At 66.3% G+C, this 16623-nt stretch carries 12 protein-coding genes and 1 pseudogene; 10 read left to right on the top strand and 3 right to left on the bottom strand.

Annotated features, from left to right (window positions below; all coding sequences use genetic code 11):
* Positions 1-93: 93 nt before the first annotated feature.
* The 3 genes from FFS49_RS26540 to galU form a co-directional block, all read right to left on the bottom strand.
* Positions 94-1329, bottom strand: coding sequence for a glycosyltransferase WbuB (locus tag FFS49_RS26540; RefSeq protein WP_105817724.1), 1236 nt, complete (start codon positions 1327-1329; stop codon positions 94-96).
* Between the two features lie 193 nt (positions 1330-1522).
* The gene (locus FFS49_RS26535) at positions 1523-2101 is read right to left on the bottom strand and encodes a phosphatase PAP2 family protein (RefSeq protein ID WP_105817663.1); all 579 of its coding nucleotides are present in this window, start codon (positions 2099-2101) and stop codon (positions 1523-1525) included.
* 96 nt (positions 2102-2197) lie between these two features.
* A complete protein-coding gene (galU, locus tag FFS49_RS26530) occupies positions 2198-3088 on the bottom strand; it encodes a UTP--glucose-1-phosphate uridylyltransferase GalU (RefSeq protein ID WP_105817662.1) in 891 nt (296 codons plus the stop codon).
* 403 nt (positions 3089-3491) lie between these two features.
* Here galU and FFS49_RS26525 point away from each other — a divergent pair, with 403 nt between their 5' ends.
* From FFS49_RS26525 to FFS49_RS26480, 10 genes and pseudogenes are all read left to right on the top strand, one after another.
* Positions 3492-3689, top strand: coding sequence for a flagellar transcriptional regulator FlhD (locus FFS49_RS26525; protein WP_105817661.1), 198 nt, complete (start codon positions 3492-3494; stop codon positions 3687-3689).
* Between the two features lie 620 nt (positions 3690-4309).
* Entirely contained in the window at positions 4310-4543 is a 234-nt protein-coding gene (locus FFS49_RS26520; RefSeq protein WP_105817660.1) for a flagellar transcriptional regulator FlhD, read from the top strand.
* A 282-nt stretch (positions 4544-4825) separates the two neighbouring features.
* Positions 4826-5281, top strand: coding sequence for a cellulose biosynthesis protein BcsD (gene bcsD / locus FFS49_RS26515; RefSeq protein ID WP_105817723.1), 456 nt, complete (start codon positions 4826-4828; stop codon positions 5279-5281).
* Positions 5282-5326: 45 nt separating this feature from the next.
* Positions 5327-5764, top strand: a complete 438-nt coding sequence (gene bcsP, locus FFS49_RS26510; RefSeq protein ID WP_105817659.1) for a cellulose biosynthesis protein BcsP — start codon at positions 5327-5329, stop codon at positions 5762-5764.
* Positions 5761-6540, top strand: coding sequence for a cellulose biosynthesis protein BcsQ (gene bcsQ, locus FFS49_RS26505; RefSeq protein ID WP_105817722.1), 780 nt, complete (start codon positions 5761-5763; stop codon positions 6538-6540). The genes bcsP and bcsQ overlap by 4 nt, the downstream gene beginning before the upstream one ends.
* A complete protein-coding gene (gene bcsA / locus FFS49_RS26500; RefSeq protein WP_226285415.1) occupies positions 6537-8714 on the top strand; it encodes a UDP-forming cellulose synthase catalytic subunit in 2178 nt (725 codons plus the stop codon). The genes bcsQ and bcsA overlap by 4 nt, the downstream gene beginning before the upstream one ends.
* Positions 8715-8729: 15 nt before the next feature.
* Positions 8730-11213: a cellulose biosynthesis cyclic di-GMP-binding regulatory protein BcsB gene (bcsB, locus tag FFS49_RS26495; protein ID WP_105817657.1), complete on the top strand. Its 2484-nt coding sequence runs from the start codon at positions 8730-8732 to the stop codon at positions 11211-11213.
* A 1-nt stretch (position 11214) separates the two neighbouring features.
* A complete protein-coding gene (locus tag FFS49_RS26490; RefSeq protein ID WP_105817656.1) occupies positions 11215-15669 on the top strand; it encodes a cellulose biosynthesis protein BcsC in 4455 nt (1484 codons plus the stop codon).
* A gap of 215 nt (positions 15670-15884) precedes the next feature.
* Entirely contained in the window at positions 15885-16118 is a 234-nt protein-coding gene (locus FFS49_RS26485; RefSeq protein WP_075686981.1) for a flagellar transcriptional regulator FlhD, read from the top strand.
* Between the two features lie 152 nt (positions 16119-16270).
* Positions 16271-16623 (top strand): annotated as a pseudogene (locus FFS49_RS26480) (phosphomannomutase/phosphoglucomutase); the annotation flags it as partial.

The following is a 16623-nucleotide window of genomic DNA, read 5'->3' as shown; positions in this document are numbered from 1 at the left end:
GGTGAACCGGAAGACGGATACCGTGAGCGGCCGGCGGCAGGGTGGCCGGCTGCCGGGGCGGCGCGGGCTGGACCGTCGTTTCCGTCCACGCCCTCAGGTACCGGGCGGCGTTCGACACAATGCGGACAATCTCGCCTCGAATTCGCGCAATACCGCTTCGCGTGACAGGACGGCTTCCGCGAAATCCCGCCCTGCGCGTCCGAGATGCATGCGGCGGGTTGTATCGGCAGCGAGCGCATCGATGGCGCTTGCCAGTGCTTCCGGGTTGCCCGGCGCGACCAGTACCCCGCGGCGGCACACTACGTCGTGCAATTCGGTACCCGCACTGGCCATCGCGATGACTGCCCGGCCGCTCGCGAACATGCCGGTCAGCTTCGAGGGCATGACGAGGTCCGCGGCGTCCGCGCGTTGGGGCAGTACGTGTATGTCCGCCAGATTCAGCAGTTCGTTCAGTCTGTTGGCGGGCTGGAGATTGATGAATCTGCAGTTTCGCAGCGCGCCGCAGCGCGCGACGAGATCGTCACGCGCCGGGCCGTTGCCGCAGAACACGAATACGAGGTTGTCGCGTGATTCAAGACGTTGTGCGGCATCCGCCAGTACGTCGAGCCCCTGCTTCGCTCCCATGTTGCCGGAATAAAGCACGACAGTCGCGTCGAGAGCAATACTGAGCGAGGCGCGCAGCTCGCTTGGACGCTCAAGCGGGTAGATCGAGCGTGTGTCGGCCCAGTTGGAGAAACGCACGAGCTTGGCGGGAGAAATGCCTTTATGCAGCGCGCGTTCGACCATCTTTCCGGAGATCGTCGAGACGGTATCGAAGCGCTTCATCAGCATCCGCTCGAATGTGAGCGCCGCGCGTCGCAACAGCGAGCCGTCGAGCATGCCGAGATTGAATGCGGCATCGACTTCGTAATCCTGAATATGAAGCCACGCATGTGCGCCGCTTAGTCTGGCCGTGAGCCATCCCGCGGGAGCGTTCATCAAGCTGGGCGCGACACAGATGACGGCGTCCGGTCTCCAGAAGGCATGGCGCAGCACGAGCGGAAAACTCGTCAGCGCGAAGCTTGCGAGATGCACGATGCGCAGGGCGCCGCGTGGCCGGCGCGGAACCCACAGCGGCGCTCGCCAAAGCCTGACGCCGTTGCGCTGCTCGGTCGCATACCGTGCCGAGTGATAGCCGTTTGCGACCCGCCATTCGGGGTAATACGGCGGCGCACAGACAACGCGCACGGCATGGCCTTTGGCGGCTAGCGTTTCGGCCATTTCCGCCGTGTATTTGCCGATACCGGTCAGTTCGGGGGCATAGTTGATTCCGTAGACAAGGATTTTCATCGAATCGACGCGTGCTTTCGAGAGAAATGGTGCGGTGCGCAATGGCAGCATTGTGCGGAATGCTCGGCCAATCGGTCCGACAGAATGTTGGCGCGTGCCGCCACGCGCGCGCGTCGGGCGCGACACGTACGCGGCGAGCCGATAGGACGACAGCCGCCCAATCCCGATATCGGCGCGCGGGTGCGCCGGCACCTCATCGAAATGCGGTGCACAGGAACGGGGAGTAAGTCTCGATCGCGGCCTGGATGGGCGAGCAGTATCCGTAGGCGATGCTCGAGACGACGAGCATCGACGCGGCCGCCGGGAACCGGCGCCAGGGAAGCAGCAACGGCGCGGCTTTCCAGCGTAGCAGGGTCAGCATGACGAGCATGCCGACGATCCAGCCGACGGCCACCTCGGATACCGTATGCGCATGATCGAGTACGCGGGCTGTCGCGATGGCCGCCGCGAGCGCCGAGCCGGGAAGCAATGCGATACGGGCGCGTACATGCCAGCCGTCGTGAAGCGCGAGCAGGAAGGCCATTGGCCATACCGATGCGGCGAGCATCGTGTGCCCGCTGATCATGCGGAAATGGATCGCACGGATCTCGATGCCGCAGCCCGCATACAGAACCTTGGTTACGCCGACCGCCAACATGCCGCCGCCAAGCAGCATCAACCATGATGCGGTGATCCGCCAGCCGTGCATCGACGTCGCAAGCCATGCGCCGCAAACTGCTGCGAGCGGGATAGTCAGTGCCGCGTCGCCAAGGCGACTAATCGACGTCCACATGTCGGGCGCCGCCTGTTCGGGTGGGCAGGACAGGCGCCGTCACGCGCTGTAACGACCGCGTCGGTAGCGTAATGGTGGCCGATGGTCGTCTCGCGCTCATGTCATGCTGACCATCGCCTCGGAGAGGCGCGCCAGCAAATACCTTTCGAAGTCCCCCGCAACCTCCGGGTGCCGCAGCGCGAACTCGACCGTGGCCTTCAGATACCCGAGCTTGCTGCCGCAATCGAACCGCGTGCCGTCGTAGCGGTACGCGAGCACCTGTTCGTCGGCGAGCAGCGACTGGATCGCGTCGGTCAGTTGCAATTCGCCTCCCGCGCCGGGTTTGAGCCCGCGAAGATGTTCGAAGATTTTGGGTTTCAACACATAGCGGCCGACGACGCCGAAGTTCGACGGCGCATTCGCCGGTTCAGGCTTCTCGACGATCCCGGATAGCTTGAACAGGTCATCTTCCCAGCGCTTGCCGTCGATCACGCCATAGGATTTCGAATCTTGAGGAGCGATTTCCTCGACCCCGATCACCGACGCATGATAGTGATCGAACACGTTGATCATCTGTCGCAGCACCGGTGTCGGGCCATCGAGCAAATCGTCGGCGAGGATCACCGCGAACGGATTGTCGCCGACGAGTTTCTCCGCGCACAGCACGGCATGACCGAGCCCGAGCGCTTCGGCCTGGCGCACATAAAAGCAATCGACATGGCTTGGCTTGATGCTGCGCACCAGCGACAGCAGCTTGTCCTTGCCGCGCGCCTCGAGTTCCGCCTCGATCTCGTACGATTTGTCGAAATGATCTTCGATCGCGCGCTTGCTGCGCCCGGTCACGAAAATCATCTCCGTGATGCCGGCTTCGATCGCTTCCTCGACCGCATACTGGATCAACGGTTTGTCCACGACCGGCAGCATTTCCTTGGGACTGGCCTTGGTAGCCGGCAGGAACCGCGTGCCCAGGCCGGCGACCGGAAAGACGGCTTTTGTCACTTTCAACATAGTGGTAATTCCATGGGTTCGGAATGAAGTGGAGACAACGTCGATGTCCGATGGCGGTGTCCGGGAACAACAAAAGATGCGAAGTCGCACAGCGCGCAATTGCTGCGGCGCACACCTGCGATTCCGGAAATCCTAGTGTGTTCAGGAATAAAGCGGCGACTGAATCCTGGGCAAATCCGACAGGCTGATTGCGAGACCCTGTATTGGCGCAAGAATTATTTTGAAAACGGTATGCAAGCGGCCGGCTCGGCGTTATATAGCGGATGGCGGCCGCCGTTTTTCGACAGGCGTTTGCTCGGCTCGGATCCGGTTCGACGCGGAAGCCAGGGATGTCGGACGGATTCTGCGGATACGTGTTCAGGCCGATGCATCCCGTTCAAGGCAATGTCATTAGGAGAGCATGATGACGCAAGAGGATGATGGTTGCAGCGCGTTGGACGCGCTCGATCCTGCTTATCTCGAACTGATGCAGCAGATGTTGAAGATCGATTGCGAGGTCGCGGCACGCGAGTTGGGCATATCGAATCAGATCGCGTCACGGATCATCGCGCTGACGCCAACCGAGATCGAAGCGCTCGTCGGCCGCCGGTCGCAGCCTTAGCCGGGACGGCTGGCGCTGCCCGCCGGTCCTGTCATATGCGAAGCAAGAAAAGGAACTGAACGAAATATATTTGGCGTTGAAATGAAATTTAAAAAGTGAAGCGTGAAAGTGGAGCCATCGTGACGAATTCGACCGTAGACCCCATGACGATATCCGAACAACGGCAACGCCCCCGCTGGGCCGGTGTCTGGCTGCCATGCACCGAGCCTCCCGCGGAACCGATGTGGTGCGAGGGCAGATGGCCCGGACATATTCACGGCTTTCCCGTGTATTGGGACGGCACTCAATGGTGCAGCAAGATTTTCGGCGCCCGCGGCGATTTCTGGCGCGAGCGCGCGATACGGCCGGCATAGCAGGCATCTGCAGGCCGCGGCAGTCGCGCCGCACCGTCTATATCCGACCGCATTGGCCTTGTCGCGTCGACGGCTCCTCCGCCGATGTGTATTTACCGTCGTCTTTGACGCAATGATCGGCAACCCGCGATGTGGCGGATTGCTGCTAGGTTTTGTCTGCTCATCGATGCGTCGGACAATTAAAGTGGGCGGCTAAAACTCCGCGTATTGCCAATACGCGCCCTGCGGTCGGCTGAATGCAATCGCCGTCCGAGCTCAGGAACGCCCATGCCCGAACAGGACGACATCTTCGACGCGATTGCGGAATTCAACCGTTCGTATCTGACGCTTGCCCAGCGCTTGCTGCAAGTGGATCGCGAAGAGGCGAAACAACAACTCGGCATGTCGGATGAGACGGCCGACATCGTCGCCGCATTGACGCCGGCACAGATCGACGAACTCGCGGAGCGTCGCGAATTGTTCTGCGAATTCCGCGCGGAATCCTCGCCCGGCCGCGCCTGATATTGCGATCGTTTCCAACGTTTGCTGTGTCGCGTCGCGCACGTTCTTCGCCGAATATCGCCTTGCCTGTCCGTGCGACCGGTCGCAGCGGGCTGCCACCGTGGCCGCACCCGGCAATTGTCGGCGGTGGTCGGTAATTTGGCGCTTTTCGGCTAGATGTCGAATCCCATTCGTTCAATCGGATTCGATACGATGTGCCAATACGCTGTAGCAACGATGTCCGCACGCGAAGCACTCGATGCGGCCACGCCGACAATTATTTTTTCCGGGGATTCGTGGTCCATGCAGGGAATGTTGGCTCATTTACTCGAGCGCCATGTGTCGATCCAATGGCGCGGCTTCCTGGAGGCATTGGCGGGTGAATTCGCCGATCAGCTTGATCGAGACGAGCTGCGGCAATTGATGGCGCGCATCGGCATGCGCTTCGCAGCCGCCCATCCGCTTGGCCCTTGCGAGTCGACAGACGACCTCGCGAATGCACTGAATGCCCACTGGCGCGACAGGCAGTGGGGCTACGCCGAACTGTCCGACGAACACGATTTCCTGCGCGTGATTCACTACGCCGCACCGTTGCGCGCGTTCGGCGAAGACCGTCTCGCATGGTCCTCCGCCTTCCTGGAAGGCGTTTATCAGGGCTGGTTCGATAGCGTCGGCGCAACCGGTTTGCGAGTGACGCAAGAGGGTGTGCCGACGGATGACTCGCGGATCGAACTGCGTGTTGCGCGCGCACAGAACTGAGGCGCCGGGCCGACCGGAACTTCCTCGACAACAAATGGGCACGCTATGCCGACCTCACGACCGACCTCACGAGATATCGAATCGTTGTTCAAGCGCTTTGGCGGCGATGCCGGGCGCTATCACGAAGTACGTGCCGAAGCGGATGCCGACGCGGCCCGCACGCGCTGGCCGCTGCTCGGTGGTGTCGAGTTGCGCGAGCGCGAGTCGCAGGGTCAGCCGGGGGCCGGGTCGCCGGATGGCGCGGATACGCTGCGCAAGATCGTCCTGGCCGACAAGCGTGCGTCGCCCGTGTCTGCGCCGGACGCCGGCACGCGGCATCAGGCGCCCGGTGCGCTGAAGAAGCTGGTCAGCAGGCCGGCGTCATCGGAGGGCCCGGATGCGCAAGGTTCGTCGCAGCCGCTCGTTCGGCTGTTCGAGCGGCTGCGAACGAACGCGACGGGAGAGGCGCAGGCGATGCAATCGGTGTGGACGAGCCGCTCATGAAAATCGTCGCGATCGCTTCGGCAAAGGGCGGCGTCGGAAAGACGACGCTGGCGGCGAACCTCGCGGCCGTGATGGCGGCGTCGCGACGCCGGCGCGTGAGCGTGGTCGATCTCGATCCGCAGAATGCACTGAAGCTGCATTTCGGCGTGCCGCTCGATATGACCGACGGGCTCGCGCATGCCGCGCTCGACAGACTGAACTGGCCGGCCGTGGTCGTCGACGGGATCACGGTGTTTCCGTTTGGCCTGGTCAGCGAAACGGATCAGCGCCGCTTCGAGCGCCTGCTGGATCGCGAACCGTCGTGGCTCGCACACGGGCTTGTCGCGCTCGGGCTCGGCGATGACGACATCGTGATCATCGACACGCCGCCGGGCACGTCGGTGTATATGCGCGCCGCGCTCACGGCCGCGCATTTCGTGCTCAAGGTCGTGCTTGCCGATGCGGCGTCGTACGCAACGATTCCGCAGATGCGGCGGATGCTGGACGCCTATGCCGCGAGCCGCGCGGATTTCGTGGGCGACGGCTACGTGGTCAATCAGGTCGATCAGTCGCGCGAGCTGGGCCGCGATGTGCTGCGCGTGCTGTGCGACAGCCTCGGCGCGGCCCGGCTCGGCGGCGTGATTCATCGGGACGAGGGGGTTGCGGAATCGCTTGCGTCCCGGACGACCGTGAATCGCTACGACCCGCGTTCGCAGGCCGCCGCCGACCTGAACGCGTGCGGTGCATGGCTCGAACGCGTGCTCGATCGGCGCGACACCGCGCGGAGCATCGCGTGAGCGCCCGCGCGGAGGTCGCGCGGCCCTCGGCGATCGACCGGTTCGTCGATGCGTTGCCCGCAAGCGGCTGGTTCGTCGCGCTGCCGGTGGCTGCATGCACGCTGCTGGCGCTCTATTTCGTGTGTACCGTGCCGCTCGACCCGACCGGGCAACTCGTGTTCGCGACCTGCTGTGTCGCCTGTTCGCTGGTGGTCCGTCGCCTGGACGGCCGCTATGCGACGCTGGTCATGATCATGCTGTCGGTGGTGGCCACGAGCCGGTATATGTATTGGCGATTGTCCGACACGCTCGTGTGGTTGCATCCGCTCGACGCGGTATGGGGCGCGCTGCTCGTGGCGGCGGAAGTCTATGCGGCGGCGGTGCTGGTCCTTGGCTACTTCCAGACCGCGTGGCCGCTCGGGCGCAAACCGCTGCCGTTGCCCGCGTCGCGCGCGGATTGGCCGAGCGTCGACGTGTTCATTCCGACGTACAACGAACCGTTGAGCGTCGTCAAACCGACCATCTACGCGGCGCTCGCGCTGGATTACCCTGCCGACAAGCTGTCGATCCACGTGCTGGACGACGGACGTCGCCCGGAATTCCGCGCGTTCTGCGAGTCGGTCGGCGTGCACTGGACGATTCGTGATCACAATCGCCATGCCAAGGCCGGCAATCTCAACGAAGCCTTGAAGATTACCGACGGCGAGTTCGTCGCGATCTTCGATTGCGATCATATGCCGACGCGTTCGTTCCTGCAGATCTGCTTGGGATGGTTCATTCGGGACCCGAAGCTGTCGATGCTGCAGACGCCGCATCACTTCTTTTCGCCGGATCCGCTCGAGCGCAACCTCGGCATTTTCCGAGCGGTGCCGAACGAAGGCGAATTGTTCTACGGACTGGTACAGGACGGCAACGATCTCTGGAACGCGACGTTTTTCTGCGGATCGTGCGCGTTGATGCGCCGCTCGATGGTGGAGGAGGTCGGCGGCATCGCGACGGAGACGGTCACCGAGGATGCGCACACCGCGCTCAAGCTGCATCGCCGCGGCTATACGACGGCATATCTTGCGATCCCTCAGGCGGCGGGCCTGGCCACCGAGAGTCTGGCCGGGCACATCGGCCAGCGAATCCGCTGGGCACGCGGCATGACGCAAATATTCCGTATCGACAACCCGTTGTTCGGGCGCGGACTGACGCTGAGCCAGCGGCTGTGCTACCTGAACGCAATGATGCATTTTTTCTACGGAATCCCGCGGCTCGTGTTCCTGACCGCACCGTTGTCGTTCCTGCTCTTCGACGCACACGTGATCCACGCACCGGCCACGCTGCTCGCGCTCTATGCGCTGCCCCATGTCATCCACGCGAACGTGACGAACTCGCGGATGCAGGGGCGGTTCCGGCATTCGTTCTGGGCCGAAGTCTACGAAGCCGTGCTGGCGTCGTACATCGCGCTGCCGACGATGCTCGCGTTGATCAATCCCCGGCTGGGCAAGTTCAACGTGACGGCCAAGGGCGGACGTATCGATCGGGGCTACTTCGATTGGGCCGTGTCGAGGCCGTATCTGACCCTGGTGATCCTGAATGCGGTCGGCCTCGCGATCGGCATCCTGAACCTGTTGCTCAACCGCCACGTCGGCAGCGAAGTCCAGACGATGGCGTTCAACCTGGCGTGGACGGCCTACAACATCCTGATTCTGGGTCTTGCCGTCGCGGCGTCGAACGAACACAAGCAGATACGCGAAACCCATCGCGTCGCGGCGCGGATTCCAGTCATGCTGAGCTTTGCGAACGGCCGAACGCTGGCATGCGAGACGCTTGATTACTCGGAGGGCGGTATCGGTGTGGCGGTTCCCGACGATGCACGCATTCCGCGCGGCGAAACGGTGACGGTGTCGCTGTTTCGCGGTGTCGAGGAGTACGCATTTCCCGGAACGATCGAATACGCCGAACCGGGCCGCCTCGGCATCCGGTTCGAGAGCCTGTCGCAACAGCAGGAGTTCGATCTCGTCAGTTCGACCTTCGCCCGCGCGGATGCATGGGTCGACTGGACGGACGGCCGCCGGCCCGATGCGCCGTCGCGAGCGTTCCTGCATCTGTCGACCGTCGGCGTACAAGGCTTACTTCGCGTGATCGCGCGCCTGTACGCGGACATGCGCGTGTACGGGCGCGGCGGCCGCGGCAACGACAAGAAATAGCGAGAGGCGGAAAGAATGACGTGGTCGTCGCGACAGCGCGGCAGCACGCGCCGCAAGGCGTGCAATTCGCAGGGCGCGGTTGTCGCGGTTTCTGCACGTTCCGGCTGGCATGCGTGCGTGCCGCGCGGGATGCTGTCGGTCCTGCTCTGGGCAATCGCGAGTGGCATCGCATCGGGCAACGGGGCCGCGGCCACCGAGATGCAGGCACCGGGCGCGGTGCGGGCAGCGGGTAACGCGTTGTCGTCGGGCGACGCGGCTCCGCCGTCGCCGGCCGTGACCGTCGGGCCCGTGACGGCGCGACCGCCGCTACTCGCCGAGCCCGTGCCCGCGGCCGCCGGCGAACGGCGCCGCGCCGGCACGCTCCCGACCACCGCCGAGCCCGGCACGCTCGTGCCCGGCGGACGGCGACAGGCATTGACGTTTGCGGATCTTGGGGCGCGCGATCCGCTGCAGCTGCGAGGGACGGACGGCCAGAACGGCATCGCGTTCTCGGTTCGTCGCGACGAGGTCGTCACGGGCGCGACGCTGCATCTGGTCTACAGCTACTCGCCTGCGCTGCTGCCGAATCTGTCGCAGCTCAAGGTGCTCGTGAACGGCGAAGTGGCGGCAACGCTGCCGTTGCCGGCCGCTCAAGCCGGGATGATGGTTGCGCGCGATGTGTCGATCGATCCGCGCTTCGTCACCGAATACAACCATCTCAACATTCAATTGATCGGTCATTACACGAATGGCTGCGAGGATCCCGCCAGCTCGTCGCTGTGGGCAACGGTGAGCAACGCGAGCCGGCTCGACCTGACCTATGCGTCGTTGCCGGAGCGGCCCGAACTCGGGATCCTGCCCGCACCGTTCTTCGATTCGCGGGACGTGCGGCGGCTCGAACTGCCTTTCGCATTCGCGGCGCGACCGGCGCGGGAGACACTGGAAGCGGCGGGCGTCGTCGCTTCGTGGTTCGGCGCGCTGGCGTCGTATCGCGGCGCGCGGTTTCCGGTCCGGCCCGGCGGCCTGCCTGAATCGGGCGACGCGGTGGTGTTCGCGACGGCCGACGATCGTCTGGCCGGCGTGACGCTGCCGGCCATCGACGGGCCGACGCTGGCTGTCGTCGAGCGGCAGGCGCCTGCTCATGGCCAATTGTTGCTGGTGCTGGGCCGCACGCCGGATGAAGTGAAGGTCGCGGCGCTCACGCTCGCGCTCGGCAGCAAGACGCTTGCGGGTGTCCATGCCACGGTGAGCCGGCTCGAGAACGTCGCGCCGCGCGTGCCGTACGACGCGCCGAACTGGCTGTCGTCGACGCGTCCGGTGCGGCTCGGCGAACTGGCTGACGAACGCGCGCTCAGCGTGTCCGGATACGACGCAGGCGCCGTCCGGATCGATCTTCGCGTCGCCCCCGATCTGTTCACATGGGAGACGCGCGGGGCACCGATCGACCTGCGTTATCGATACACGCCGACGCTGCGCGCCGACCGCTCGTCGCTCAATGTGAGCGTCGGCGACACGTTCGTGAAGGCGCTGCCGATCCCGGCACGGGAAACATCCCGCTGGAGCCTGGGTCGCTACCTGCCGTTCGTCGCCAACGGTATCGACCGCGCGACGCTGCACGTGCCGCCGCTGCTGCTCACGCCGCGCACGCCATTGCAGTTGCACTTCTTCTACGAGATCCCGGATATGGGCAGATGCACGGGGCGGCTGCTGCAGAACGTTGCGGGTGCGATCGACCCGGACTCGACGATCGACGTGTCGTCGTTTCCGCACTACAAGGCGCTGCCCGATCTCGCCGCATTTGCGAACAGCGGCTTCCCGTTCACGCGGATGGCCGACCTGTCGGACACGGCCGTCGTCCTGCCTGCGGAACCGACCGCGGACGTCTACAGCCTGTACCTGCTCGCGATGGGGCGCATGGGCGCGTCGACGGGCTATCCGGTCAGCGATGTGACGGTGACGGACGCAACGGGGGTCGGCGCATTCGCGTCGAAGGATCTGCTGATTCTCGGCGCGCCGGACACTCAGCCTCTGCTGGTCCGCTGGGCGGCGCACATGCCGTTCCGCGAGGATCGCGACGGCGAATTGTTCGGCCGCGCGGAGGCGGCGCCGTCGCCACGCACCGAGCGCGAACGCATGCGCGCCGGGCTCTCGATCGTCTCGGACGGCACGCGCGCGTTGATTGCCGGCTTCGAGTCGCCGTTGCGCGAGTCACGCAGCGCCGTCGCGCTGATCAGCGCGACCGGGCATGCGGACGAGGCGCTCGGTCGCGCGCTGCTCGATGACGACATGCTCACGTCGATCCACGGCGCGATGGTCGTGGTTCGCGACCGCACCGTGACGGTGACGTCGGACGAAACGTCGTACCACGTCGGTGCGCTGCCGCCGCTCACGTACCTGCGCTGGCTGCTGTCGGGGCGTCCGCTGTTCCTTGCGCTGTTCAGCGTGCTGGCCGCGTTCGTCGCGGCGGCGCTCTTTTATCGTCTGCTGCGTGCGCGTGCGGCGCGCCGGCTGAAGGAGTGACATGCGAAACCGACGGTTACGCGGGCGCGGTGCCGCCCGCGCGGGCGGTGTCGCGAGTCTGCTGTTCGCGCTGGCACTGCCGCATGCAGTCGCGGCCGGCAGCGACCCGCTGAAGGCGCTCGTCGATCAGGGGCGATACTGGCAGACACACGGCCGAGGCGACCTCGCGGCGCAGGCCTGGAAGAAGGTGCTCGGCGTCGATCCGAATCAGCCCGACGCGTTGTTCGGCATGGGCACGGTGCTCGCCGATCGCAAGGACCTTGACGGCGCGCGCCGCTACCTGGCGCAGTTGCGCCAGATCGCGCCGGGATTTGCGCGGATCGATGAGCTTGGCCGGCGTCTGGGCGACGCGAGCGTGCGGGACAGAGAGATCGACGACGCTCGCCGTCTTGCGCAAACGGGGCAGAACGCCCAGGCCGCGCAACAGTATCAGCACGCGCTGCAAGGCGCGCCGTCGTCGCCCGCGCTGCAGCTCGAATATTTCCAGGCGCTCGCGGCCACGCCGAGCGGATGGAGCGAAGCGCGGCGCGGCCTGGAACGTCTCGCGCGCGACAACCCCGACGATCCGCACTATGCGCTCGCGTATGCGCAGCACCTGACCTATCGTGACGCGACGCGCCGCGACGGCATCGCGCGGCTCGAGCAGTTGTCCACGGACGGGAAAGTCGGGAAGGACGCGCGCCAGAGCTGGCGCCAGGCGCTGCTCTGGCTCGCGGCACGGCCGTCGGACCAGGCGCGCTATCTCGCTTATCTGAAGGTGGCGCCCGACGATCCGCCGGTCAAGGCTCGCTACGACAGCATGGTGCGACAGGATCCAGCCGCGGGCGGCGACGATCGGCGGGACGCGTCGAACGAAGCGCGCGGCCATGCGATCGGCGACGGCTTCGCGGCACTCGAGCGCGGCGATCTCGACACGGCGCGCGCCCGCTTCGACGCCGTGCTCGCCACGTCGCCGAACGACAGCGACGCGCTCGGCGGTCGCGGCATCGTCGAGCTGAAGCAGGAGCGCTTCGCGCAGGCGCGAAGCGATCTCGAACGCGCATCGCGCGGCGGGAATGCGGCACGCTGGCGCTCGGCGCTCGGCAGTGCGACTTACTGGTCTTACACGAGCGACGCGCTTGGCGCGCAAAGCAACGGCGATTTCGCGCGAGCGAAAGCACTGTTCGAGCGCGCGATTCTCGCGGATCCGTCGAACGTCACCGCGCAGGTGCTGCTCGGCGACGCGCTGCTGGAGAATCGCGACGCGCGTGGCGCCGAGCAGGCGTACCGGATGGCGTTGCGGCGCCAGTCCGACCACCCGGACGCGATCCGCGGCCTGGTCGGGGCCCTGGCCGCGCAGGGGCGCGGCGACGAAGCATTGCAGTTCGCCACGCAACTGAGCGCCGAGCAGCAATCGAAGGCGGGCGGTCTTGACCGGTTGCGTCGTACGGCCGAGGCTGCGCAGGCGCGGCAGGCCGAGGCGCGCGGCGATCTGGGCGCGGCGCGCAGCCTGTTCGAGGATGCGCTCGCCGGCAACCCGGGCGATCCGTGGTTGCGGCTGGACCTGGCGCGCGTGTACGTGCGGCAAGGCGCGATCGCATCGGCCCGCAGCATGATGGACGGATTGCTGGCCGAGCGCCCCGACCTGCCGGACGCGCTCTATGCCGGCGCGCTGCTGGCCGAGCAGACGCAGGACTGGAGCATCGGGCTGCAGCGGCTGGAGCGCATCCCGCCCGCGCAACGCACGGCGGCAATGACGACGCTGCAGCACCGCCTGTGGGTCGGCCAGCAGGTTGCACTCGCGACACGGATGGCGCGCGAGGGCCGCCGTGCGCAGGCGCTCGGCGTGCTGCACGACGCGGACGGCATCGGTCAATCGGTGCCGTCGCTCGCGGCGCAGCTGTCGGCAGGCTATGCGTCGGCCGGGGACACGTCGCGTGCGCTCTGGATCGTGCAGCGCGGGCTGGCCCGGGAGCCCGGCAACGCGGATTTGCTGCTGCAATATGCGCGGACGCTGCTGGCCGTGCGCAACGATGCACTGCTGGGCGATGCGATGCGCCGGCTCGCCGCGATGCCGCTGTCACCCGCGCAGCGTGGCGACTTCGAACGCCTGAACCTCGAACTCGTCGTGCGTCAGGCCGATGCGGTACGCGAGGCAGGCGACCTAGCCGGCGGCTACGCCGTCATCGCGCCCTGGCTGGCCGCGATGCCCGACAGTCCCGAACTGCAGGCCGCGCTCGCGCGGCTGTACACGTCGGCCGGCGACGCACCGAACGCACTGAAATGCTATCGGATCGCGCTGGCCCGCCGGCCCGACGATACGGGCCTGCTGGTCGCGGCGATCTATGCGGCGAGCAGCGCGAAGGCGTGGCGAGACGGCGAAGCGTTCGTGGCCGCCGCGTTGCGCGTTGCGCCCGACGACGCGGGGCTGCTTGCCGCGACCGGCCGACTGTATCGCGCGGAGGGAAATCTTTCGCTCGCCGCGCAGTATCTGCAGCGTGCGCTGCTGGCCGCGAACACGCCGCCGGCGAGCGGGAAGCCGCGCCAGCCGAACGTTGCCCGCAGCTGGGAAGACGCGATGCGGCACATCGGCCAGAACCCGCTGCCCGGTACCAATCCGTTCGAAGGCAAGACCGCCGTAGACGTCGTGCGCCCGTCGACCGCTTCGGGCGCGACGGTATCGCCGTCGCCAGGCGGACCTTCGTGGTTCATTCCCTCTTCTTCTGCGCCCGCCGTGCCTTATACGATGCCTCCCGCGCCTCCCGCGACCTACGTCACACCGTCCGCCGCACCGGCCGCGCGGATGGCGCCGTCCGACATGCCGCTTCAGGCAGCCGCGCGTGATCCCGGCGGCTACGGCCAGGAGGCCGCCGGTGCCGACGAATCGGGTGGGCCAGCGACCGCGCGGCGCTATCGGCCCTATCGCGCGCCTGCCGCTGACGCATCACCGCCGGGAGCGTTTGCAGGATGTGTGTCGCAGTCCGACTCGAACGACGATTGTGCGGGCTACGTTGCCACGCCGTGGCCGATGTCGCCCGCGTCGCGGGCCGCGGCGACGACGCGGACGACGTCGGCCGCGTCCAGTTCCGGGCCGGGCCGGCCGACCCGCGGCGGCACGAAGGTCGCAGCTGCGCGGTCGCCCGTTCTTTCGTCGGCATACGAGCAGCGCGATGCGTCGCCTCGCTACATCCCGCAGCCGCCGGCCGGCTATGCGAGAAGCGAGGCCGTGGCCCGCGCGCCGCAGCGGGATGCGGCTGCCGACGCCAATGGCCAGATGCTCGACGTCGCGTCGGAGCTGGCCCAGGTGAACAGCGAGCGGACCAGCACCGCGACCGGCGGTCTCGTGTTCCGAAACCGGACGGGCGAAGCGGGGCTGTCCGGCCTCACCGACATCGAGGCACCGATGGAAGGGCGTATCAAGGCGGGCAACGGTCACGTCGTCGTGACCGCCACGCCCGTCATGCTCGACGGCGGCAATTCGGCGACCGACGTGCCGACCCTCGCCCGGTTCGGCGCGGGGCTCGCGACGGCGGCCGGCGGCAGCTCGCCGGGTTCCCAGACGGCGAGCGGCGTCGGCCTGTCCGTTGGTTACGAAGGCAAGCAATTGAAGGCCGACATCGGCGCAACACCGGTCGGATTCTCGTACCAGGATGTGGTCGGCGGCGTGCGCTACAACGGCACCATCACTGATCGGGCGGCCTATTCGCTGGCCGTCACGCGCCGTGCGGTGACCGACAGCCTGCTTTCGTTCGCGGGCGCACGCGATGCGAGCGCGGGCCTCAAATGGGGCGGTGTGACGCGCAGCGGCGCGCGCGGCTCGCTGAACTGGGATGACGGAACCAGCGGTGCGTACGTCGCGGGCGCGTTCGACTACTACGACGGTCATCATGTCGAACGCAACTTTTCCGGCAAGGGCAGCGGCGGCGCCTATACGCGCCTGATGCGGGACGCCGACCGGACGCTCACCGTGGGCATCAATGCGACGTGGATGCGCTTCAGCAAGAACCAGTCGTATTTCACGTACGGCCAGGGCGGCTATTTCAGTCCCCAGCAGTACGTGATCCTCAATATTCCGGTCGAGTACGCGGGACGAACGGGCGCGTTTGCGTACGATTTGAGCGGTTCGTTCGGTGTGCAGCATTACCGGCAGAACGCGGTGCCGTATTTCCCCCTCGACCCCGGCATGCAGGCGCAGGCGGCCGCGAACGTCGCCGCCAGTCAGGCGGTCGGGCTGGACGCCGGGGCAGTGTATCCGGCCCGCAGCAAGACGGGCGTCGCATATGCGCTCGCCGCGCGCAGCGAATACCAGCTCGCGCCGCAGCTTGCCGTCGGCGGCGCGGCTTCGTTCGGCAACGCATATCAGTACCGCGAGTGGACGGCGGCCGTCTATCTGCGCTACAGCTTTACGCCGCAAGGCGGCCTGTCGGCGTTCCCGCCACGCGCGTTCACGTCGCCGTATCTCGCCGAAGCCGACTGAACGGATCCGCCTGGCGCGACGGCGATGTCACGCGGATCGACGTGCGCACCGCTGGATGCGCGCCCGAGCGTGCTGGCGGATCCGTTCAGAGCTTTGTCGGTCCGGCGGTGCGTTCGAGACGTACAGTGTGTCATCGAACATCCGGCGAGTGCCGAACCATCGGGTCCAAGCGAATCGACCGGCAAAGCGCATGCGCTGGCACTTCAAGACTGACCATGGCCGAACAACTCGACATTTCCGATGCGATCGCGGAGTTCAATCGATCGTATCTCATGCTTGCGAAGTGGCTACTCCTCGTCAACCGCGACGAGGCCACGCGACAACTCGGCATTTCGGACACGACGGCATCGCGTATCGCGTCGCTGACACTGGCGCAGATCGACCACCTCGCGTCGCGCGGCAAGCTGTTTTGCGAGTTTCGCGACGAGTTTGCGCCGGGCTGTGCGTGAAGCCGCCCGCAACGATTCGCCATGACATCGGGACAGCTCCATCATCAGGACGCATGCACGCACGTGCTCCGTGACGGCATCCCGAATTCGAACGCAGTGCGCGATCACGTGACAGTCCGCCCGTTTCGGTGCACACAAACCAGAGAGAATCGATGATCTCCCAATCCATCTTCAAGGCATATGACATTCGTGGCGTGGTCGGCAAGACGCTCGACACCGACACCGCGCGCGCGATCGGCCGGGCATTCGGCAGCGAAGTGCGTGCGCAGGGCGGCGATGCGGTCGTCGTCGCGCGCGACGGCCGCCTGTCCGGGCCGGACCTCGTCGGCGCACTGGCCGACGGCCTGCGTGCGGCGGGCGTCGACGTCGTCGACGTCGGTATGGTGCCCACACCGGTCGGCTATTTCGCGGCGAACGTCCCGCTCGCGCTGAAGGGCGGCGAGCGCCGCGTCGATTCGTGCATCGTCGTCACGGGCAGCCACAACCCGCCCGACTACAACGGCTT

It is taken from the genome of Burkholderia sp. 4NA327C6 (genome assembly GCF_005502655.1).
Classification (GTDB): Bacteria; Pseudomonadota; Gammaproteobacteria; order Burkholderiales; family Burkholderiaceae; genus Burkholderia; species Burkholderia contaminans.
This window is presented reverse-complemented; position numbering and strand designations above follow the sequence as displayed.